A 19,666-nucleotide genomic window follows, 5' to 3' on the forward strand; every position below is an offset into this window, starting at 1 on the left:
CCCTCAATCCCCTCCCGTAAAAGGGAGGGGAGGGTTTGTTTTTAAGCCGCTTCGGCGGCCAGCTTCTTGGCCTTCTCGACGGCTTCGTCGATGCCGCCGACCATGTAGAAGGCGTTTTCGGGCAGATGGTCATATTCGCCTTCGACCACGGCCTTGAACGACTTCACCGTGTCTTCGATCTGGACGAACTTGCCCGAAATGCCAGTGAAGACTTCGGCGACGTGGAAGGGCTGCGACAGGAACTTCTGGATCTTGCGGGCGCGGGCGACCGTGACCTTATCCTCTTCCGACAGCTCGTCCATGCCCAGAATGGCGATGATGTCCTGAAGCGACTTGTACTTCTGGAGGATCGACTGGACGGCGCGGGCGGTGTCGTAATGTTCCTGACCCACGGTGCGCGGCTCCAGAACGCGGCTGGTCGAATCCAGCGGATCGACCGCCGGATAGATGCCCAGTTCCGAAATGGCGCGGTTGAGAACCGTCGTCGCGTCAAGATGCGCGAAGCTGGTCGCAGGCGCCGGATCGGTAAGATCGTCCGCGGGGACGTACACGGCCTGAACCGAGGTGATCGACCCCTTGTTGGTGGAGGTGATGCGTTCCTGCAACGCGCCCATGTCGGTCGACAGGGTCGGCTGATAGCCCACGGCCGAAGGAATACGACCCAGCAGAGCCGACACTTCCGCGCCCGCCTGCGTGAAGCGGAAGATGTTGTCGACGAAGAACAACACGTCCTGATTTTCGACGTCGCGGAAATATTCGGCGATGGTCAGGCCCGACAGGGCGACACGCGCGCGGGCGCCCGGCGGCTCGTTCATCTGGCCATAGACCAGCGCAACCTTGGAGCCTTCGCTGATCGCGTTGCCATCGGCGTCCTTGGCGATGACGCCGGCGTCGAGGAATTCGTGATACAGATCGTTGCCTTCGCGGGTGCGTTCACCGACGCCGGCGAAGACCGACGTGCCGCCATGGCCCTTGGCGATGTTGTTGATCAGTTCCTGAATGAGAACCGTCTTGCCCACGCCGGCGCCGCCGAACAGGCCGATCTTGCCGCCCTTGGCATAGGGGGCCAGCAGGTCGATGACCTTGATGCCGGTGACCAGAATGCTGCTTTCGGTCGACTGGTCGACGAACTCAGGCGCCTTGGCATGGATCGGCGACTTGAGTTCGGTCAGAACCGGGCCACGCTCGTCGATCGGTTCACCGACGACGTTCAGGATGCGGCCGAGCGTGGCCGGACCGACGGGGACGCTGATCTGCGCGCCGGTGTCGGTGACTTCCTGACCGCGGGTCAGGCCCTCGGTCGAGTCCATCGCGATGGTGCGGACGGTATTCTCGCCCAGATGCTGGGCGACTTCCAGCACCAGACGCTGGCCGTTGTTGCTGGTTTCCAGCGCCGAAAGGATCGACGGGAGTGCATCCGGGAAGGTCACGTCGACGACGGCGCCGATGACCTGCGAAATGCGGCCTACATTATTGGTGGTTGCCATGACTGATGTCCTTGCCTGCACTTAAAGGGCTTCGGCGCCCGAGATGATTTCAACGAGTTCGGTGGTGATCGCGGCCTGACGGCCACGGTTATACTGGATGTTCAGCTTGTTGATCAGGTCGCCGGCGTTGCGGGTCGCATTGTCCATGGCGGTCATCGACGCGCCCTGTTCCGATGCGTTGTTTTCCAGCAGCGCCTTGAACAGTTGCACCGTGATGTTGCGCGGCAGCAGATCGTCCAGGATCGCTTCCTCGCTCGGCTCATATTCCACCGTCGCGGCGATCGCATTGCGATCGGCATCGGCCGGGATCTTCACCGGGATGATCTGCTGTTCGGTCGGGATCTGGGCCAGAGCCGACTTGAAGCGCGAATAGAAGAGATGGGCGACGTCGAACTTGCCGTTCAGATACATGTCGGTCAGTTCGTGCGCCACGGCCTGCGCCTGCGCGAAGCCCGGTTCCTTGGTACCGGTCGTGTCGTACTGGGCGACGATCTGGCCGGGGAAGGTGCGGTTGATGACCGGACGCCCCTTGCGACCGATCAGGTAGAACTGGACCTTCTTGCCGGCTTCTTCCAATTCGCGCGCCTTGAGGATCGCGGCCTTGACGATGTTGGCGTTGAACGCACCGGCGAGGCCACGGTCGGAGTTGGCGACGACCAGCAGATGGACCTCGTCCTTGCCAGTGCCCGCCAGAAGCGGGGAGGCGCCTTCGCCCGATCCGCCGGCGATCTTCGATGCCAGCGAGGCAACGACCGCTTCCAGGCGGCTGCTATAGGGGCGGGCGGCTTCCGCAGCGGCCTGCGCCTTGCGCAGCTTCGCGGCGGCCACCATCTGCTTGGCCTTGGTGATCTTTTGCGTCGACTTCACTGAGTCGCGACGGATCTTCAGTTCTTTGAGGCTGGGCATAATTTACACATTCCGAGCAAGGGCCAGACGGCCCGCTAGACCAAAGAAACCGACGCCCATGGCGCCTTCGAACCAGCGCATCGCGCTGCTTTGACCGACCCTGCGGCCTGCCTTCACGGCGAGCGCCGCAAGCAGCGCGCACCAGAAAAAGCCGAGCACATAGACGATCGCGATCAGCAACATGCCCTGCCATGGCGCATCCGGACCGGTGCCGACGAATTGCGGCAGGGCGGCCAGAAAGAAGATCGCGACCTTCGGGTTCAGCACGGTGCTGATGAAACCCTGCATGAAGGGCGATCCGCCGATCCTGACCTTGGGCGTTTCGCTTGCCGGCGCAGGCTTTATCGCGCCGCGCAGCAGGCCGATGCCCATCCACGCCAGATAGAGCGCCCCGGCAATCTTCACCGCCATGAACAGCCCCGGCACCGCGTTCAGCACGCTGAGGAAGCCGAAACCGCACAGCAGCATGTAGAACAGGCCGCCCAGCTGGATGCCGCCGATCGCCGCCACCCCCGCCTTCATGCCACGGCGCGCCGCGTGACCGGCCACCAACATGGTGTCCGGTCCCGGCAGCAGCACCAGACCGATCGACATCACGGTCCAGGCAAGAAGGCTATGGGCGGTCAGCACTGCGCTTTAAGCGAAGGTCTTGCCGAACGAGTCCAGCGCAGCCTTCAGCTTGGCCTTGGCGTCGTCGCCCAGATCCTTGCTGTCGCGGATCGCGGTCAGCACTTCGGGATGGTCGTGCCGCAGATAGGCGAGCATCAGCTCTTCATAACGGGTCACGTCCTTGACGGCGACGCTGTCGAGATAGCCGTTGGTGCCGGCGAAGATCGACGCGGTCTGCTCTTCGAACGGCAGCGGCGAGAACTGACCCTGCTTCAGCAGCTCGGTCAGGCGCGCGCCACGGTTCAGCAGCTTCTGGGTCGAGGCGTCGAGGTCCGAACCGAACTGGGCGAAGGCCGCCATTTCGCGATACTGGGCCAGCTCCAGCTTGATCGAGCCGGACACCTTCTTCATCGCCTTGGTCTGCGCGGCGGAACCGACGCGCGACACCGAGAGGCCCACGTTGATGGCCGGGCGGATGCCCTGATAGAAGAGGTTGGTTTCCAGGAAGATCTGGCCGTCGGTGATCGAGATCACGTTGGTCGGGATGTAGGCCGACACGTCGCCTGCCTGCGTTTCGATGATCGGCAGCGCGGTCAGCGAACCGGCGCCATTGGCGTCGTTCATCTTCGCGGCGCGTTCCAGCAGACGGCTGTGCAGATAGAAAACGTCACCCGGATAGGCTTCGCGGCCCGGAGGACGACGCAGCAGCAGCGACATCTGGCGATAGGCGACGGCCTGCTTGGAAAGGTCGTCGTACACGATCACGGCGTGCATGCCGTTGTCGCGGAAAAATTCGCCCATGGTGACGCCGGTGTAGGGCGCCAGATACTGGAGCGGGGCGGGTTCCGAAGCGGTCGCGGCGACGACGATCGAATATTCCATCGCGCCATTTTCTTCGAGCTGCTTCACGATCTGCGCGACGGTGGAGCGCTTCTGGCCGACGGCGACATAGATGCAATACAGCTTCTTGCCTTCGTCGTCGCCTGCGTTGACGCCCTTCTGGTTGATGAAGGTGTCGATCGCGACGGCGGTCTTGCCGGTCTGGCGGTCGCCGATGATCAGCTCGCGCTGGCCACGGCCGACGGGGACGAGGGCGTCGATCGCCTTCAGGCCGGTCTGCACGGGCTCATGCACCGACTTGCGGGGGATGATGCCCGGCGCCTTGACTTCCACGCGCTTGCGCTCGGTATACTGGATCGGGCCTTTGCCGTCGATCGGGTTGCCGAGGCCATCGACCACGCGGCCGAGCAGGCCCTTGCCGACCGGAACGTCCACGATGGTGCCGGTGCGCTTGACGGTGTCGCCTTCCTTGATTTCGGCGTCCGAGCCAAAGATCACGACGCCGACATTGTCGGCTTCCAGGTTGAGCGCCATGCCCTGCACGCCATTGGCGAACTCGACCATTTCGCCCGCCTGGACGTTGTCGAGGCCATGGACGCGGGCAATGCCGTCACCCACGGTCAGAACGGAACCGACTTCGCTGACCTGCGCTTCGGTGCCGAAATTGGCGATCTGGTCCTTGATGACCTTCGAAATTTCTGCGGCGTTGATATCCATGACTTAGCCTTTCATGGCCTGTGCGAGCGTATTCAAACGGGTGCGGATGGAGCTGTCGATCATCTGGCTGCCGATCTTGACGACCAGCCCGCCCAGGATCGCAGGGTCGACCTTGGCATCGACGGCGACGTCGCGACCGACGCGCGCCTTCAGGCTCTTTTGCAGAGCGGTGATCTGGGTCTTGGTCAGCGGATGGGCGCTCGTCACTTCGGCGCGGGCCTCACCCTTGTGATTCGACAGCAGCGTTTCATAGGCGCGGATGACCGCGGGCAGCTGGCCCAGACGACGATTCTGCGCGAGCACGCCCAGAAATTTCGTCGTCAGCGCGTCGGTGCCCATGGAGGATGCGACGGCGGCGATCGTCTTGCCTGCTGCATCGCGGCTCAGAACCGGACTGTTGATGAGCCCCTTGAAATCGGGGGATTGCGCAATAGCTTGTTTCAACCCGGCCAGGCTGTCAGCCACCGTGTCGAGCGATTGTGCGTCGCGAGCCAGATCGAACAGCGCCACCGCGTAGCGGCCGCTGAGACTGGCCTGTATGCCGCTATTAATCTCCACGCGCCTGCCGTCCTCCGTGATTTGCGGGTCATGCAAAAAGAGGGCGCGGTCTGATCCCGTCCCGAGCCCCTGTTGCCGGGCCGGTTAGCAGTGCGATTATGACTATGCAAGTCATGTGACGCGATTCCATCAATAGTGCGAAAAACGCCCTATTTGACTGAGTATTTCCGCTGCGACGAATCGGTCATTCGGCAGGATCGGCCGGGGCAAGCCGTCCCTTTTGGCAATGATAGACGATCCGCTCGTTGGGCTGGGCCGGAAGCAACGTTGTCATGTCGCTCTGGAGCGTCGCGATCCGCGCCAGCAGGTCGGAGTCGCTGCCGCAACCCTTGATCGGCCCCTTGCCCGGCCCCTCCTTGAGCAGCGCGCGTACCTTGTCCATCGTATCGAGATCGGGCAACCAGCGCTGCACGCGCAGCGTGCCGGTGGCCGGATCGAACTGGCTGCTGGTCACAAAATTGCCTTCATCGGGCACGATGGCCCGCTGCCACACGGTACCCGACGCGACATATTGGGTGTCGCCGTTGACGCAGCCGCCATCGGCCCAGTTCAGCCCGATATCATTGGGCTGCGATACGGTCAGGCGACTGCGGGCCAGATCCACCTTGCAGATATTCTCGCCGGTCCAGGCAAATGCGCCGTTGCCGACCACATTCTTGTCCTCCGGCAATTTCACCCGTTCATCGACACTGGAAAAGCTGGGACGCAGGAAGAAAAGACCGAGCGCCGCCAGCAGCGCAACGCCGCCGCCGGCCAGAAACCAGGTCGATTTGCGTTCCTTGCCCTGGCTGTAGAACAGTCCGCCCGCCCCCAGGCCCAGCACTGCGAGGGCCAGCAGGACGGCCGCGCCGGCCATGGCATTTTCCCGCGCGGTGATGACGTCGCGCTCGGCCGCATCGCGGGCGCGGGCGACTTCCTGCTCGCGCGCGTCGGCGGTGGCGCGACTTTTCTGCTCGGTCATCTGCGACTCGCGCTGGGTGATGCTGGCATCGGCTGCATCCGCTTCGGCCATCGCCCGGCAAGGAACGATGCTGTGCAGCGACGATACGCCGGCCTGCCGCAGGAAAGAGGCGACCTCGCGCCAGGACACCGCGAATCCGAACTCTGCGTCATTGCCGTCCGATACGGAGCCGAAACTGTTGACGCCCAGCACCCGGCCGCAGTCGTCGGCGAGCGGCCCGCCGCTATTGCCGGCCGCCAGCGGGGCAGTGTGCAGGATCGTGTCGAAACTCTGGCTGGCGCGGCCGGAGGAAATGTTGCCGCTGGTCTTCACCGTCGCGAGCGGCTGTACCAGTTGCTTCAGCCCCAGGCCCTGCGCCCGGTCGACCGTGCCGGGATAGCCGATCGCGGTGACATGCTGGCCATCGGTCACGGCGCCAGCGTAGAAGGTGGACACCGGCAGGTGCCCTTCCTCCAGTTGGATCAGGGCCAGGTCGTTGCCCGGCGAGTAAGCGATGATTCGCCCGCCATAGGTCTTCGTCCCCTCGGACGGGATCACGCCGATGACCAGATTCTTCTCTTCGCGCGCCAGTTCCACCACATGGGCGTTGGTCAGCACCTTGTCCGGCGCGACCGCAAAGCCGCTGCCATGACCGACGAAATAGGCGTCCGACCCATCGGTCGCGACCAGCGCGACCCGCACGACCCCTCGCGCGGCGGCGGCGATGTCCTGCTGTTCGGCATGGAGGGACGCCGGCACCGTCAGCGCGAGCGTGAAGCCAAGGATCGGGGCGAAGCGGCGAAGGAAGGCGGTCATAGCTGGAGCCGTCATAGGCCAAGCGTGATGACAGGCAATGCAGAAATGATGATGGAGGGGCCGGGGCAGGGGCAGTCGGTCAGCCTTGCCTTATGCTTTGCCACTGGTGCAACGTCTGGCCGCTAATGCGATGATGGGGGACAGGCATGGACGGAGCATCCGGGATAGGATCAACAGCTATATCTTCGTCCTTTCATACCGATATGCTGTGCGACCTCGGTGAAACGGACAATTTGCCGATTTTGCAGGCCATGGTCGATCATCTGGGGGATCGAGGCGGTGGTACCTTGCAACTGCCCGCCAGCCGCCGGCATTTCCGTTGCGATGGCACGATCCGCTGGCGCAGTGGTGTGTCGTTGCGGGGGCAGGGGGCAGCCGTATCCCGACTAGTGCAGCCGACGGGCCGATTGCCGTTGATCGACATTACTGGCGTACGAGGCGCGCGCTTCGATGCGATAGCGATGGAGGGCAGTGGTTTGGCGAGTGAACCCGACCGCGATTATGCCTCTGCCATTCATGGCGTTGGGGATAGTGCCGACATTGCGATCACACGATGCGAGATTCGTGATTGGCACCGTGCCGGTGTGGCTGTCGATGGCATTGACGGACTCGAAATCAGCAACTGCGTCGTCGAACGGACCTATTCCAGCGGCGGCGTTGTCATCTCGAAAGGGCAAATGGGGCGCCGTATCCGGATCACTGGCAATCGGATAACCAAGACCCAATTTGGCAACCTTCATGCCTGGGGCCCTGTTTCCGATATATTCGTCAGCGAAAATTACCTTGATGAATCCGGATGGCAGGGCGGAGATTATCGGCAAGGCAACGTGGCCGACAATATCACCCTCTATAACGACGCCCGGAACCAGAATATCATCATCCGGTCGAACATCTGTCTCAATTCGGGGGAGAATGGCATCCATGCTGCTGCCGACGGGCTTGTCATAGAAGGGAATGTCATTCGTTCGCCCAAACTTTATGGCATCATCGCCTCGCACAAGCCCTATGAACGCCCCGATCCCTTCACCCAGGTCAGCATCCGCGGCAATATCATCGAATGCGTTGATGCGTCAGACCCCGATTCACGAGGTATCGGACTGCGCAATTGCGAGGGCTTCCTGGTTGCCGACAATCAGATTGTCCGCGCACATATGGGCATAGAGATACTTGGTCAGGGGGAAGGCCTCAGTGCCCGATCTGGCCTTGTGACGGGCAATATATTGAGAAAAGGCGGCGCTTGCGCATTGCTGTTGCGGGGCGGCGGACCGATCCTCATCGCACGTAATTTCTGGCAGGCTGACACCTTCTGTATGTACGAAGATAGGAGTGCGATTCACGCGATAGAGATGCACAATTCTCAGATCGCCGAATGATCCTGCAATTTTGAACGCAAGGCGCGGGAAGCATGGCGACGGGCGATCTTCTATCCCCTATCGTCATGAACCAGATGACTCGCTTTTCGCCTTTGCCCTCGCCGGACATGCCCGACGCGGATGTCTGCTGGGATGCTTTCCTGCGCCGTGACCGGGCGATGGACGGCCGGTTCGTGGGGTGTGTCATCACCACCGGCATCTATTGCAAACCCAGTTGCGCGGCGCGCCATCCGAAGCGGGAGAATATGACGTTCCAGCCCGATGCTGCGGCGGCACGAGCAGCGGGCTTCCGCGCCTGCCTGCGCTGCCGCCCGGACGAGGTCGGGCGGGACCGGGTCGCGGTGGAAAGGGCGATCGCCTTTATCGAGGCGGCGGAGGATGTCCCGCTGCTGGAGGCGATTGCCGCCCATGCTGGCTATGCGCCGCATCATTTCCATCGTCTGTTCAAGCGGGAAACGGGTCTGACCCCGGCCGCCTATGCGCGGGGCTTGCGCGCGGCGCGGCTGAAGGAGGCTCTCGGGCGCGAAGAGAGCGTGACGGCTGCGATTTATGAGGCAGGCTATAATGCCCCCAGCCGTGCCTATGCCGATGCGCAGGCCCATCTGGGGATGACGCCGACGGCATGGAAGGCGGGCGGGCGCGGTGCGACGATCCGCTGGCGCACGGTGGAGAGCAGTCTCGGTGCGATGCTGGTGGCCGCAACGGACAAGGGCCTGTGCCGGATCAGCTTCGGCGAGGACGGCGAAGCCTTGCATGCCCGCTTCCCCCAAGCCGACCTGCAACCCGCCGATGCGGCGCTGGATGCCATGGCGGCGCGGATCGCTGCGCTGGTCGACGATCCGGCGGGCGGCGCGGATTTGCCGACCGATGTGCATGGCACGGCCTTCCAGCAGGCGGTCTGGGCTGCCTTGCGCGCCATCCCGCCCGGCGAGACGCGCAGCTATGGCGAGATAGCCGCCGCGATCGGCCGTCCCGGCGCGGTGCGCGCGGCAGGCACGGCCTGCGGTGACAATAACCTGGCCGTCCTCATTCCCTGCCACCGCGTGGTGCGCAGCGATGGCAGCATAGGCGGCTATGCCTGGGGACTGGACAAGAAACAGGCGTTGCTTGCCAAAGAAAAAGGCAAGTAACGGGAAAATTTCATCTTTTCATTCGGTCAGCGCTCGGTCACTTTGTCGTCAAGGTCTTTGGGGAAAGAGCGGAATGACGCGATTCTGGATGAAGGCGCTGGCCGGTTTGGGGCTGGCCATGGCGCATGTGGGGACGGCGCAGGCGGCCTGGTGGCAGGCGCAGACGCAGCATTTCACCGTCTATAGCGAGGGCCGGGATGAAACGCTGCGCGGCTTTGCCGAGCAGCTGGAGAAATTCGACTATCTGCTGCGACGCCTGACCGGCGTGACCAGCCCGGACAAGGGTAGTCCGGTGAAGGTCTATCTCCTGTCCAGTGAGGCAAAGGTGAAGGAACTCGCCCGCAATCCCAATATTGCGGGCTATTACACCACGTCCGATCGTACCGCCTATGCCTTCCTGGCGCGCGGCGCGAAGACCGGCAAGTTTGACATGGGCGCCGAAGAGGTGCTGTTCCACGAGTATACCCATCATTTCATGCTGCACCATTTCCCGGCCGCCTATCCGGCCTGGTATGTGGAGGGGTTCGCGGAATTTTTCTCGGTCGTGGATTTCCCCAAGGATGGATCGATCCAGTTTGCCAAGGTGCCGATGGGGCGCGTGCCGGGTTTGGTCCTGGGTCAGCCCTATCCACTCGCCCAGTTGCTGTCCCGCACGACTGATGGCCTGAACCTCAAGGACGGCGATCGCTATTATGGCACCGCATGGCTGCTGACCCATTATTATTTCCAGAATAAAAATGCCCAGACCGCAGCGATGACCCGCTATCTCAACGATCTGGCGCAGGGGAAGCCGGACGTCCGGCCGGACAGCTACTTCGAAGGCGGGGTGGAAGGGCTTGAGAAGGATCTCAAGGCCTATCTGCGCAAGCGCCTGTCCATGTCAGTGCTGAAACCGCAGGAGATGAATATCGGCGCGATCACGGTCGTGCCGGTCGATCCGGCGCAGGCTGCGTTGATCGAGGATGAACTGCACCTCATCCACCGACCGCAGCAGGATGAGATTCCGGCGCTGGTTGCCTCTATCCGCGCCACCGCTGCCAAATATCCCGACAGCGCCTACGCGCTGGCGCTGCTGGCGGAGGCGGAATGGGATGGGGAGCAGGCGGACGCGGCGCTGGCCGACGCCGATCGCGCGATCGCGATTGATCCCAAATCCGCCCGCGCCTATGCGGTCCGCGCCGAAGCCTTGCTGGCGCGCGCGCAGGACAGCGACAAGGATGAGGATTGGAAGGCGGCACTGACCTCCATCGTCCGCGCCAACCGCGCCGATACGGAAGATCCGGTGCCGCTCGCGCTCTTCTACCGCTATCATGCGATGCGTGGCGGCAAGATGCCCGATATCGGCTATGACGGCCTTTACAAGGCATTCAGCCTCTTACCGCAGAATCCCAACTACCGCTTCCAGATCGCTCGGGCGATGGCGTATCGCGGCGAGTATGAATCCGCGTCGATCCTGCTCGATCCGATTGCCTTTTCACCACACGGATCGGACATGCGGCAGGCCGCGATCAGGATGAAGGCGGGCTATGATGCGCAGGCGGCGGAGAAGAAGAAAGCCGCTCCGGCTGGAAATCCTGCACCCGCTCCATGACCATGGCGCGCCGCGCGTCGCCCAGGCTGCGCCAGTGGACGATCTCCTCGATCGTCCGCCCGCATCCGGTACAATAGCGCCGGTCGTGGTCGAGGGCGCACAGGTTGCGGCAGGGGCTGTCCATGCCCCGAAACTAGCTGGCTTTGTCTCATAGCGCCAGCGACGCCCGGCTTGTCGAAATCCGTCCGTCACAATCCTATATCGCAATCGCAATGATTTTTGCTGTATTTTACGTCTGATTAACTATAGTCGACCCGACCTTGATGAGTCTGGGGGCTGGGGTCGGGCTTGCGCAGTTTATTCTTCACTCTGTTGCTATTGCTGCCGACCGTCGCGCTCGCGGTACCCACAGCCCAGCCTGCCATGTTGCCGCTCGGAACCGGCGCGGATGCGAACGCCGTCGGCACCGCGCGCATGGTCGGTGCCATGCTGGAATATACGCGCTGGCCCACGGCCCGGCCGGTGGTGCGCCTCTGCCTAGCCGGCAACGCCCGCCATGCCGGGCGGCTGGCCGACATCAGCCTGTCCAATGGCGCGCAACTGCAATTGTCCAGTCTAAACGGTCCCGCTGCGGCCCGGTCCGAAGGCTGCGATGCCCTCTATATCGGCCGGCTGGATGCGGCGCCGATGCAGGGCCTGATCGCCGGTACGCGCGGCCAGCCGGTCCTTACCATAACGGAGGATGATCCCGACTGCCGCAGCGGGGCGATCTTCTGCCTGCTCTATGCGCCGCAGACGCTGTCCTTCCAGCTCAACATCGACGCCGTGTCGCGATCGGCCGTGCGGATCGACCCGCGCGTGCTGCGCCTGTCGAAAGGAGGCTATTGAACCATGTCAGCCCCGATCGATAAGATATTGCCAACTTTGGGTCAGGTGCTGGCCCGCGCGCATATGCGGCTCATCCTCTTCGCCGTGCTGATGGCTGGCGTGACGCTGACCGTCACCGGTGTCCTCGTCATTCGCGGCTATGCCGATCGCAACCTCGCGCTGATCGCCCATAGCGTCGCCTATACGGTAGAGCCGGCGTTGATCTTCGACGATATGGATGCGGCGCGCAGCGGCATCGCCGCCGTCGCGGCCTCCGAAAGCGTCCATCGCGTCGATGTGCGTGCGCCCGATGGGCGGGAGCTGGCTACATGGCGTCGGCCCGGCGGCGGCATCATGACGATGATCGAAGGCGGCATCGCCAATCTGGTCGCGCCATCTCCCGCCATCGTCGATGTGCGGCGCAGCGGCCGGCTGATCGCGCGCGTCAGCGTCCATGGCGGGGCGGAGGGGCTGGGCCGCTTCATCCTGTCGGGGCTGGCCACCGCCATCGCCTGCCTCGTCCTAACCCTCATCGCGACCTGGACGCTGGCACGGCGCCTGCAACGCGATGTGACGGACCCGCTCGGCCGGATCGCGGACGTCGCCCATGCCGTGCGTGCCAACCGCCAGTTCGATCGCCGCGCGCCCCATTCCGATATCCGCGAGGTCGATCAGCTCGGTCGTGATTTCAACGCCTTGCTGGAAGAGTTGAACGACTGGCACAGCGGCGTCCTGTCACATAATCGCATGCTGGAGCAGCAGGCGACCCGTGACGCGCTGACCGGCCTTGGCAATCGCGCCATGTTCGAACGCGCCTTGCCTGCGACCATCGCACAGGCCGACGCGCTGAACCTGCCCTTCGCCATCGTCTATCTCGACGTGAACCGGTTCAAGCCGGTCAACGACACCTATGGCCATGATGCGGGCGACGCGATGCTGATCGTTATCGCCGCACGTTTGCGCGCCGGGCTGCGCAGCGGTGATCAGGCCTTTCGCCTCGGCGGTGACGAATTTGCGCTGATCCTGGCGCCGGGCGTCGGGCCAGAGGAACTGGACGCGGTCAAGGCGCGCATCGCTGACGGCATGCGCCAGCCGATCATGCTGCCCGGCGGCGAAAGCGTCGACGGATCGCTCAGCATCGGCAGCGCCCGTTATCCGCAGGACAGCGCCGACGCGCGCGATCTGCTGCGCCATGCGGACGCCGCCATGTATGCGGCCAAGGGACGGCGTGCCGGCAGCCGGGAATAAGGATGAATAGGATGCACAGGATTTTGCTGATCGTCTCGCTCGGTTTGCTGGTCGCCTGCCAGACGGTCCAGCCGCAGCGATCGGCCGGCTTCACGCCGCAGCAGGTGGCGGCGTTGCAGCGACAGGGCTTTGAACAGGCCGGCGATGACTGGCAGTTCGGCATGGCCGACCGGCTGCTCTTCGCCACGGATGAAAGCACTCTTATCCCGAACCAGAAGGTCGCGATCGGCCGGATCAGTGGCGCGCTGGCCGGCGTCGGCATCAACGGCGCACGGGTAGAAGGCCACACCGATTCGACCGGATCGGCCAACTATAATGAAGCGCTGTCGCTCCGCCGGGCGCAGGCGGTGTCCGACGCGCTGGTCGGCGGTGGCATGGCCCGGCCGGCGATGCGGGTCGTGGGCATGGGTGCGCGGGTGCCGGTCGAAAGCAACAGGTCGGCGACCGGCCGGCGGGAAAATCGCCGCGTGGTGATCATCGTCTCACCCGCGGACGCCGGCTGACCTTCACATGAAGCTGTAGGGATCGACGTCCACCGCCACGCGCGTGCCGGATTTCCAGGCGAGGTTTCCCAGCCATTCCCGGATCGCCGCCTGAATATCCACCTGCCGCGTGGCGTGGATCAGCAGGCGATGGCGATGCCGCCCGCGCAACACAGACAGCGGCGCAGGGGCGGGGCCATAGACCCGCATCCCCTCGATCACCGGGGCGGATTTGCCGATCAGCCGCGCCGTTTGCGCCGCTTCGTCGGCATCCTCGCTCGACACGATGATCGCGGCGAAGCGGCCGAAGGGCGGGGCATTGGCGCGCCGCCTGTTCTCCGTTTCCACCGCATAGAAACGCTCGGTATTACCCTCAATCAGCGACTGGATCACCTCGCTGCCCGGCATGCGCGTCTGGATATAGACCTTGCCCGGCTTCTCGCCGCGTCCCGCGCGCCCGGCGACCTGCACGATCTGCTGGAAGGTCCGCTCCGCCGCGCGCAGATCGCCACCCTCCAGCCCCAGATCGGCGTCGATCACGCCCACCAGAGTAAGGTTGGGGAAATGATAGCCTTTGGTGACGAGTTGCGTGCCGACGATGATATCGACATCCCCCGCCTCCACCGACTTGACGAAATCGGCGGCGCGGGCCGGCGACCAGAGCGTGTCCGATGTGGCGAGCGCGATGCGCGCCTGCGGCCATAGCGCCTTCACCTCGTCCGCGATCCGCTCCACGCCGGGACCGCAGGCGACGAGCGAATCCTCCTCCTTGCAGTCCGGGCAGCGGCGCGGCGCGGGGATCACATGGCCGCAATGATGGCAGGCCAGCCGATGCGTCAGCCGATGCTCGACCATCCAGGCGGTGCAATTGGGGCATTGGAAGCGATAACCGCAATGGCGGCACAAAGTCAGCGGCGCATAGCCGCGCCGGTTAAGGAACAGCAGGCTCTGTTCCCCCTTCGCCATCACCTCGTCGATGGCCTTCACCAGTGGCGGCGCGATCCAGCGGCCGCGCTCGGGCGGATCGGTCAGCAGGTTGACGCCTTCGATCCCCGGCATCTCCGCCCCGCCATAACGCGACGGCAGCTTGATCTCGGCATAGCGGCCCAGTTCGACCTGATGCCGCGTTTCGATCGCCGGGGTGGCCGACGCCAGGATCACCGGGAATTTCTCTATCAGGCCGCGCATCACTGCCACGTCGCGGGCATGATAATGGACACCATCCTCCTGCTTGAAGCTGGCCTCATGCGCCTCATCCACCACGATCAGGCCGAGATTGGGGTAGGGCAGGAACAAGGCCGACCGGGCGCCGACGACCACCTGCGCCTGACCCGACGCAATGGCGCGCCATGCCCGCCGCCGCTCGGTCTGGCGCAACCCGCTATGCCAGTTGACCGGTATGGTGCCGAACCGTTTCTCGAACCGCTCCAGAAAGGGTTCGGTCAGCGCGATTTCGGGCAGCAGCACCAGCACCTGCCGGTCCGCGCGGATCGCGGCGGCGATCGCTTCGAAATAGACCTCCGTCTTGCCGGACCCGGTGACGCCGTCGAGCAGGAAGGGCGCGAAATCATGGGCCCGCACCGCGTCCGCCATCTGCTCGGCCGCGCTGGTCTGCGCTTCCGACAGCACAGGCTGGGCATGCGCAGGATCGGGCATGGGGAAGGGCGTGTCGACGCTCACCTCCACCGGCTCGAAAATATCCTGCTTGATGAGGCCGCGGATCACCGCATCGCTGACCCCGCCGATCATCGCCAGTTCGCGGATCAGTCCCTGTCGATCCCCGATCCGCTCCAGCGCCTGCGCTCGCTGCTCGGTCATGCGATCCGGCACTGCCCCGGTCGCCCGATATTCGATCACCGTCCGCGCACCCTCCAGCGCCGCCATGGACGATAAGGCCATCCGCAGCACGGCGGCGGGTGGCGCCAGATAATATTCAGCCGTCCATTCGATCAGCCGGCGCAGCGTTTCGGGCAAAGGCGGCGCATCCACCACTTCCAGCAGGTTGCGCAACCGATTGTCGCCGACCGTCTCGATATCGGGGAAGCTGTCCTCCTCCCACACCACGCCGATCAACTGGCGCGGCCCCAGCGGGGCGACGACGATGCTGCCGGGCCTGACGGTCATGCCATGGGGCACACGATAGTCGAGCGGCCCTAGGGCAGCATTGAGGATGAGGACGCGAGCGCGGGACATTGCGCCCATGTAGGACAGGCTGCCCCCAAGACGCTATAGGCGCGGGCAACGAATCACTTTTTTGCGCAAAGGGCATCCCCATGAAATTCTTCGTCGACACTGCCGACACCGCTGAAATCCGCGAACTGGCCGCCACCGGCCTGCTGGACGGCGTCACCACCAACCCGTCGCTGATCCACAAGTCGGGCCGCAAATTCCTGGAAGTGGTGGAAGAAATTTGCGGCATCGTCGATGGCCCGGTGTCCGCCGAAGTCGTCGCGCTCGACCATGAGACGATGATGAAGGAAGCCGAAGTGCTGCGGAAGATCGCGGACAATGTCTGCATCAAGGTGCCGTTGACCATCGACGGCCTCAAGACCTGCAAGGCGCTGACCGACGAGGGTACGCTGGTCAACGTCACGCTGTGCTTCTCGGCCAATCAGGCGCTGCTCGCGGCCAAGGCCGGCGCCAGCTTCATTTCGCCCTTCGTGGGCCGTCATGACGATAACGGCTTCGACGGCATGGCGCTGATCGGCGACATCCGCCTGATCTACGACAATTATGGCTTCGACACCGAAATCCTGGTCGCGTCGGTCCGTCACCCTATCCATGTGCTGGAAAGCGCCCGCATCGGCGCCGACGTGATGACCGCCCCGCCGTCCGTCATCAAGATGCTGTCCAAGCATGTGCTGACCGACAAGGGCCTCGAAGGTTTCGCCGCCGACTGGGCGAAGACCGGCCAGACGATTCTCTGATTGGATACTACCGGCTCTCCCGATGATCGGGAGGGCCGGTTTGGCTTATCTTGTTGGAACCAGTGCCCGATCCGGCTCATTCTCCTTGAAAGACAAGGAGAGAGTCGATGTTCGTCGCGGTCTATTGGTGGCGGGTCCATCCCGGCAAGGAAGAGCAGTTCCGCGCTGCCTGGCGCCGCGGCACCGACCTCATCCGCGAAAAATATGGCAGCTACGGCTCCCGCCTGCATCGCGACGCCGACGGCCGCTTCGTCGGCTATGCGGAATGGCCGGACGAGGCGACATGGCGGGCGGCATTCGACCGGAAGATGGTCTATGATGAACCCGCAACCCGCGCCGCCTTCGTCGATGCGGTTGCAGAAGTGCCACCGGACGCCGACCCGATCTTCACCATGACGGTGGTCGACGACCTGCTGACACGCAATGAAGGAAAGGCTTGATGAGAGATCCTGACAAACCAGACTTCGGCTTTCTCGGCTTCGCCTTCATGCTGACGCTGTTCGGCCTGGCGATGCTGATCTTCAATTTCTGATTCGGTGGCGACCCCGGCAGGATTCGAACCTGCGACCATTCGCTTAGAAGGCGAATGCTCTATCCAACTGAGCTACGGGGCCGTGCGCGTGTCGCGATAGCGGGCGATACGGCCGGTTGCAATCGCCTGACTGCACCGGCTGCCAGATCGTCAGGCCATGCCGGGCGCGAGTGTCACCGGTCCGTTCGACTGCACCAGCGCGGGCGGTGTGGGGTCCACCGTGACCGGCTGGTCGCCACGCACCAGCGCGATCGCTTCTGCCCGGCTTTCGACCGCCGGGGGCGATCCGCGCAGCGGCATGCCGGCGGTTTCGCGCACGCGCCACATTGTGAGGATGCCGATCGCCGCCGCCCCCATCAGATAATAGGCCGGCACCAGCGGATCGCCGGTCCGGCTGACCAGCCAGGCGGTGCCGAGCGGCGTCGTCCCGCCGAACAGCGACACGGAAATATTGAACGCGATCGACAGCCCGCTGTAGCGCACCGGCGTATAGAACAGCGCCGGCAGGGTCGATGGCATCGAACTGGTGAAGCAGACCAGCGTCACGCCCAGCAGCATCAGCCCGGCAAAGATCAGCCAGTCATTACCCGTCCCGATCAGCCACATGCACGGCACCGATAGCAGGATCAGCGCGGTACAGGCACCGATGATCATCGGTCGCCGCCCCAGCCTGTCGCTGATCGCGCCGCCCACGACATTGAGCGGCATCATCACCAGCATGACCAGGATGATGAGCAGCAATCCCTTGCTTTCCGCATAGCCCATGGTGACGCTCAGATAGTTGGGCATGTAGGTCAGCAGCATATAGTCGGTGACGTTGAACACCAGCACCAGCCCCATGCACTTGATCAGCTGACGCCAATGGGTACGCAGCAGGGCCGTGAGCGGCAGGCGATCCTGTTCGCGCTTGTCGGCTTCCTCCGTATAGGCGCGGAAGGCCGGCGTCTCTTCCAGCTTCAGCCGCATATAGAGACCCAGCAGTCCCAGCGGCCCTGCGATCAGGAAGGGGATGCGCCAGCCCCATGCCAGCATGTCGGCGTCGCTCAGCGCCATTTGCAGCGCGGTGACGGTGCCTGCGCCCATGATGTAACCGCCCAGCGTACCGAACTCCAGCCAGCTGCCCATGAAGCCGCGCTTCTGGTCGGTCGAATATTCCGCGATGAAGGTCGCCGCCCCGCCATATTCGCCACCGGTGGAAAAGCCCTGAACCAGCCGCGCGACCAGCAGCAATATCGGCGCGCCCATGCCGATCCGCTCATAGGAGGGGATGAGGCCGATGGCGAAGGTGCCGATCGCCATCAGGATCATGGTGAAGGCCAGCACTTTGTGCCGCCCGTATCTATCGCCCAGCGGTCCGAACACCAGCCCGCCCAGCGGCCGGACCAGAAAGGCGGCGGTAAAGGTCGCCAGCGTCGCGATCAGCTGCGCGGTGGGATCGCCTGCGGGAAAGAAGACCCGGCCCAATGTGACGGCCAGATAGCCGTAGACGCCGAAATCGAACCATTCCATCGCATTGCCCAGTGCCGCCGCACCCACGGCCCGGTTCAGTTGCGACTTGTCGACGATGGTGATGTCGTCGACCTTCAGGTCACGACGACGTTTAAACCAGCCAAGATGCGCGCGATCGGCGCTGGAAATGGACATATATGTCTCCGGTTCCGCCACGGGGACGCGAAAGAACGCGCCGCGCACGAAGGGCGGATGAGGGGTCGAACAGGCGACCATGAAAGGTGCGACGCCGCTGCGGCATCAAGCGAGGAAGGGCCGACATAGGCAGCCCGTGCGCAAAAGTGGGCAGCTAAGGGACAGGCCGTGGCCACAAGGGGGTGAAGCGACCGGAAATGCTGCAATGCAATATCGCGGTGCAGCAAAAATCGGGAAACGGGTGGCTCCGGCGGATTCATGACAGCGCCAGCTTGCAATTGCACGCCCGCACGATAAGCATCATCACCATGAGTGAGGGGGCAATTCACAAAATCGAAGCGGATGCGCTGGGAAGCCGGCCGTTACGCTATTATGATTTCTTCATGGCGGCGTTTGTCGCCATCTTGCTGCTGTCCAACCTGATTGGCGCGGCCAAGTTGTCGACGCTGGGCGGCTTCACCTTCGGCGCGGGCATCCTCTTCTTCCCGCTCGGCTATGTCATCGGCGATGTGCTGACCGAGGTCTACGGTTACTCCCGCGCGCGCCGCTGCGTCTGGGTCGGTTTCGTCGCGATGCTGTTCATGGCGCTTATGAGTTGGGTCGTCGTCGCTCTGCCGCCGGCGGACGGCTGGCCCGACCAGAAGGCTTATGAGTCTGTCTTCGGCAGTACCTGGCGCATCGTATTTGCTTCGCTATGCGCCTTCTGGGCAGGGGAACTCGCCAACAGCTTCGTGATGGCCAAGATGAAGCTGCTGACGCAGGGGCGACATTTGTGGATGCGCACCATCGGCTCGACCGTCGTGGGGCAGGGGGTGGACAGCCTGCTGTTCTACCCGCTCGCTTTCCTCGGCAACTGGACCCATACGCAGGTACTGACCGTCATGGTCACCAACTGGGCGATGAAGGTCGGCTGGGAAGCGCTACTGACGCCCGTCACCTATCTGGTCGTCAATTTCCTCAAGCGGCGCGAAGGGCTGGATATCTATGACGCGGGCACCAATTTCACGCCTTTCCGCACCCGGCTCTGAAAAGGTTACGGCTATATGATGCGGTAAAGTC

At 63.6% G+C, this 19,666-nt stretch carries 18 protein-coding genes and 1 tRNA gene; 9 read left to right on the forward strand and 10 right to left on the reverse strand.

Annotated elements, in window-relative coordinates; genetic code table 11:
• Positions 1 to 41: 41 nt before the first annotated feature.
• The 6 genes from atpD to RQH62_RS02310 all read right to left on the reverse strand — a co-directional run bounded on the left by atpD (position 42) and on the right by RQH62_RS02310 (position 6,873).
• Positions 42 to 1,487, reverse strand: coding sequence for a F0F1 ATP synthase subunit beta (gene atpD / locus RQH62_RS02285; RefSeq protein ID WP_311267112.1), 1,446 nt, complete (start codon positions 1,485 to 1,487; stop codon positions 42 to 44).
• Between the two features lie 21 nt (positions 1,488 to 1,508).
• Positions 1,509 to 2,393 carry a F0F1 ATP synthase subunit gamma gene (locus tag RQH62_RS02290; RefSeq protein ID WP_311267113.1) on the reverse strand — a complete coding sequence of 295 codons (885 nt, stop codon included), beginning with the start codon at positions 2,391 to 2,393 and terminating at the stop codon, positions 1,509 to 1,511.
• A gap of 3 nt (positions 2,394 to 2,396) precedes the next feature.
• On the reverse strand, positions 2,397 to 3,023 hold the full coding sequence (locus RQH62_RS02295; protein ID WP_311267114.1) for a LysE family translocator: 627 nt from the start codon (positions 3,021 to 3,023) through the stop codon (positions 2,397 to 2,399).
• Between the two features lie 6 nt (positions 3,024 to 3,029).
• Positions 3,030 to 4,559, reverse strand: coding sequence for a F0F1 ATP synthase subunit alpha (atpA, locus tag RQH62_RS02300; protein WP_311267115.1), 1,530 nt, complete (start codon positions 4,557 to 4,559; stop codon positions 3,030 to 3,032).
• 3 nt (positions 4,560 to 4,562) lie between these two features.
• Positions 4,563 to 5,117: a F0F1 ATP synthase subunit delta gene (locus RQH62_RS02305; RefSeq protein ID WP_311267116.1), complete on the reverse strand. Its 555-nt coding sequence runs from the start codon at positions 5,115 to 5,117 to the stop codon at positions 4,563 to 4,565.
• A gap of 184 nt (positions 5,118 to 5,301) precedes the next feature.
• Complete coding sequence (locus RQH62_RS02310; RefSeq protein ID WP_311267117.1) at positions 5,302 to 6,873, reverse strand: serine protease; 1,572 nt, start codon at positions 6,871 to 6,873, stop codon at positions 5,302 to 5,304.
• Positions 6,874 to 7,019: 146 nt separating this feature from the next.
• Here RQH62_RS02310 and RQH62_RS02315 point away from each other — a divergent pair, with 146 nt between their 5' ends.
• The 3 genes from RQH62_RS02315 (at position 7,020) to RQH62_RS02325 (ending at position 10,967) form a co-directional block, all read left to right on the forward strand.
• Positions 7,020 to 8,246 carry a right-handed parallel beta-helix repeat-containing protein gene (locus RQH62_RS02315; RefSeq protein WP_311267118.1) on the forward strand — a complete coding sequence of 409 codons (1,227 nt, stop codon included), beginning with the start codon at positions 7,020 to 7,022 and terminating at the stop codon, positions 8,244 to 8,246.
• A 65-nt stretch (positions 8,247 to 8,311) separates the two neighbouring features.
• Complete coding sequence (ada, locus tag RQH62_RS02320) at positions 8,312 to 9,376, forward strand: bifunctional DNA-binding transcriptional regulator/O6-methylguanine-DNA methyltransferase Ada (RefSeq protein WP_311267507.1); 1,065 nt, start codon at positions 8,312 to 8,314, stop codon at positions 9,374 to 9,376.
• A 73-nt stretch (positions 9,377 to 9,449) separates the two neighbouring features.
• Positions 9,450 to 10,967 (forward strand): hypothetical protein, encoded by a 1,518-nt coding sequence (locus RQH62_RS02325; protein WP_311267119.1) that lies wholly within the window; start codon positions 9,450 to 9,452, stop codon positions 10,965 to 10,967.
• Here RQH62_RS02325 and RQH62_RS02330 read toward each other — a convergent pair.
• A complete protein-coding gene (locus RQH62_RS02330; RefSeq protein ID WP_311267120.1) occupies positions 10,885 to 11,091 on the reverse strand; it encodes a DUF1289 domain-containing protein in 207 nt (68 codons plus the stop codon). The genes RQH62_RS02325 and RQH62_RS02330 overlap by 83 nt on opposite strands.
• A 164-nt stretch (positions 11,092 to 11,255) precedes the next feature.
• Here RQH62_RS02330 and RQH62_RS02335 point away from each other — a divergent pair, with 164 nt between their 5' ends.
• From RQH62_RS02335 to RQH62_RS02345, 3 genes are read left to right on the forward strand one after another with little or no spacing between them, the layout of a single operon-like run.
• Positions 11,256 to 11,795 carry a YfiR family protein gene (locus tag RQH62_RS02335; RefSeq protein WP_311267121.1) on the forward strand — a complete coding sequence of 180 codons (540 nt, stop codon included), beginning with the start codon at positions 11,256 to 11,258 and terminating at the stop codon, positions 11,793 to 11,795.
• A 3-nt stretch (positions 11,796 to 11,798) separates the two neighbouring features.
• The gene (locus tag RQH62_RS02340) at positions 11,799 to 13,022 is read left to right on the forward strand and encodes a diguanylate cyclase domain-containing protein (protein WP_311267122.1); all 1,224 of its coding nucleotides are present in this window, start codon (positions 11,799 to 11,801) and stop codon (positions 13,020 to 13,022) included.
• A gap of 11 nt (positions 13,023 to 13,033) precedes the next feature.
• Positions 13,034 to 13,525 (forward strand): OmpA family protein, encoded by a 492-nt coding sequence (locus RQH62_RS02345; protein ID WP_311267123.1) that lies wholly within the window; start codon positions 13,034 to 13,036, stop codon positions 13,523 to 13,525.
• A 3-nt stretch (positions 13,526 to 13,528) separates the two neighbouring features.
• On the opposite strand, the gene RQH62_RS02350 is transcribed toward RQH62_RS02345, so the two are convergent.
• The gene (locus RQH62_RS02350; RefSeq protein ID WP_311267124.1) at positions 13,529 to 15,697 is read right to left on the reverse strand and encodes a primosomal protein N'; all 2,169 of its coding nucleotides are present in this window, start codon (positions 15,695 to 15,697) and stop codon (positions 13,529 to 13,531) included.
• Between the two features lie 80 nt (positions 15,698 to 15,777).
• Here RQH62_RS02350 and fsa point away from each other — a divergent pair, with 80 nt between their 5' ends.
• Positions 15,778 to 16,431, forward strand: a complete 654-nt coding sequence (gene fsa, locus RQH62_RS02355) for a fructose-6-phosphate aldolase (protein ID WP_311267125.1) — start codon at positions 15,778 to 15,780, stop codon at positions 16,429 to 16,431.
• 107 nt (positions 16,432 to 16,538) lie between these two features.
• Positions 16,539 to 16,871, forward strand: coding sequence for an antibiotic biosynthesis monooxygenase (locus RQH62_RS02360; protein ID WP_311267126.1), 333 nt, complete (start codon positions 16,539 to 16,541; stop codon positions 16,869 to 16,871).
• Positions 16,872 to 16,968: 97 nt separating this feature from the next.
• On the opposite strand, the gene RQH62_RS02365 is transcribed toward RQH62_RS02360, so the two are convergent.
• Together RQH62_RS02365 and proP are read right to left on the reverse strand one after the other, a co-directional pair.
• Positions 16,969 to 17,045 (reverse strand) — tRNA-Arg (locus RQH62_RS02365).
• A gap of 68 nt (positions 17,046 to 17,113) precedes the next feature.
• A complete protein-coding gene (proP, locus tag RQH62_RS02370; protein ID WP_311267127.1) occupies positions 17,114 to 18,607 on the reverse strand; it encodes a glycine betaine/L-proline transporter ProP in 1,494 nt (497 codons plus the stop codon).
• 308 nt (positions 18,608 to 18,915) lie between these two features.
• Between proP and RQH62_RS02375 the strand changes: the two genes are divergently transcribed.
• On the forward strand, positions 18,916 to 19,635 hold the full coding sequence (locus tag RQH62_RS02375; RefSeq protein ID WP_311267128.1) for a queuosine precursor transporter: 720 nt from the start codon (positions 18,916 to 18,918) through the stop codon (positions 19,633 to 19,635).
• Positions 19,636 to 19,666 lie beyond the last annotated feature (31 nt).

The sequence above is a fragment of the Sphingobium sp. WCS2017Hpa-17 genome (assembly GCF_031843765.1).
Taxonomy (GTDB): Bacteria; Pseudomonadota; Alphaproteobacteria; order Sphingomonadales; family Sphingomonadaceae; genus Sphingobium.

Excerpts from the sequence above, each read along its gene's own strand:
- atpD (WP_311267112.1), bottom strand. The coding sequence starts at position 1,487 with ATGGCAACCACCAATAATGTAGGCCGCATTTCGCAGGTCATCGGCGCC.
- RQH62_RS02290 (WP_311267113.1), bottom strand. The coding sequence starts at position 2,393 with ATGCCCAGCCTCAAAGAACTGAAGATCCGTCGCGACTCAGTGAAGTCG.
- atpA (WP_311267115.1), bottom strand. The coding sequence starts at position 4,559 with ATGGATATCAACGCCGCAGAAATTTCGAAGGTCATCAAGGACCAGATC.
- RQH62_RS02310 (WP_311267117.1), bottom strand. The coding sequence starts at position 6,873 with ATGACCGCCTTCCTTCGCCGCTTCGCCCCGATCCTTGGCTTCACGCTC.
- RQH62_RS02315 (WP_311267118.1), top strand. The coding sequence starts at position 7,020 with ATGGACGGAGCATCCGGGATAGGATCAACAGCTATATCTTCGTCCTTT.
- ada (WP_311267507.1), top strand. The coding sequence starts at position 8,312 with ATGAACCAGATGACTCGCTTTTCGCCTTTGCCCTCGCCGGACATGCCC.
- RQH62_RS02325 (WP_311267119.1), top strand. The coding sequence starts at position 9,450 with ATGACGCGATTCTGGATGAAGGCGCTGGCCGGTTTGGGGCTGGCCATG.
- RQH62_RS02330 (WP_311267120.1), bottom strand. The coding sequence starts at position 11,091 with ATGGACAGCCCCTGCCGCAACCTGTGCGCCCTCGACCACGACCGGCGC.
- RQH62_RS02340 (WP_311267122.1), top strand. The coding sequence starts at position 11,799 with ATGTCAGCCCCGATCGATAAGATATTGCCAACTTTGGGTCAGGTGCTG.
- RQH62_RS02345 (WP_311267123.1), top strand. The coding sequence starts at position 13,034 with ATGCACAGGATTTTGCTGATCGTCTCGCTCGGTTTGCTGGTCGCCTGC.
- RQH62_RS02350 (WP_311267124.1), bottom strand. The coding sequence starts at position 15,697 with ATGTCCCGCGCTCGCGTCCTCATCCTCAATGCTGCCCTAGGGCCGCTC.
- fsa (WP_311267125.1), top strand. The coding sequence starts at position 15,778 with ATGAAATTCTTCGTCGACACTGCCGACACCGCTGAAATCCGCGAACTG.
- RQH62_RS02360 (WP_311267126.1), top strand. The coding sequence starts at position 16,539 with ATGTTCGTCGCGGTCTATTGGTGGCGGGTCCATCCCGGCAAGGAAGAG.
- proP (WP_311267127.1), bottom strand. The coding sequence starts at position 18,607 with ATGTCCATTTCCAGCGCCGATCGCGCGCATCTTGGCTGGTTTAAACGT.
- RQH62_RS02375 (WP_311267128.1), top strand. The coding sequence starts at position 18,916 with ATGAGTGAGGGGGCAATTCACAAAATCGAAGCGGATGCGCTGGGAAGC.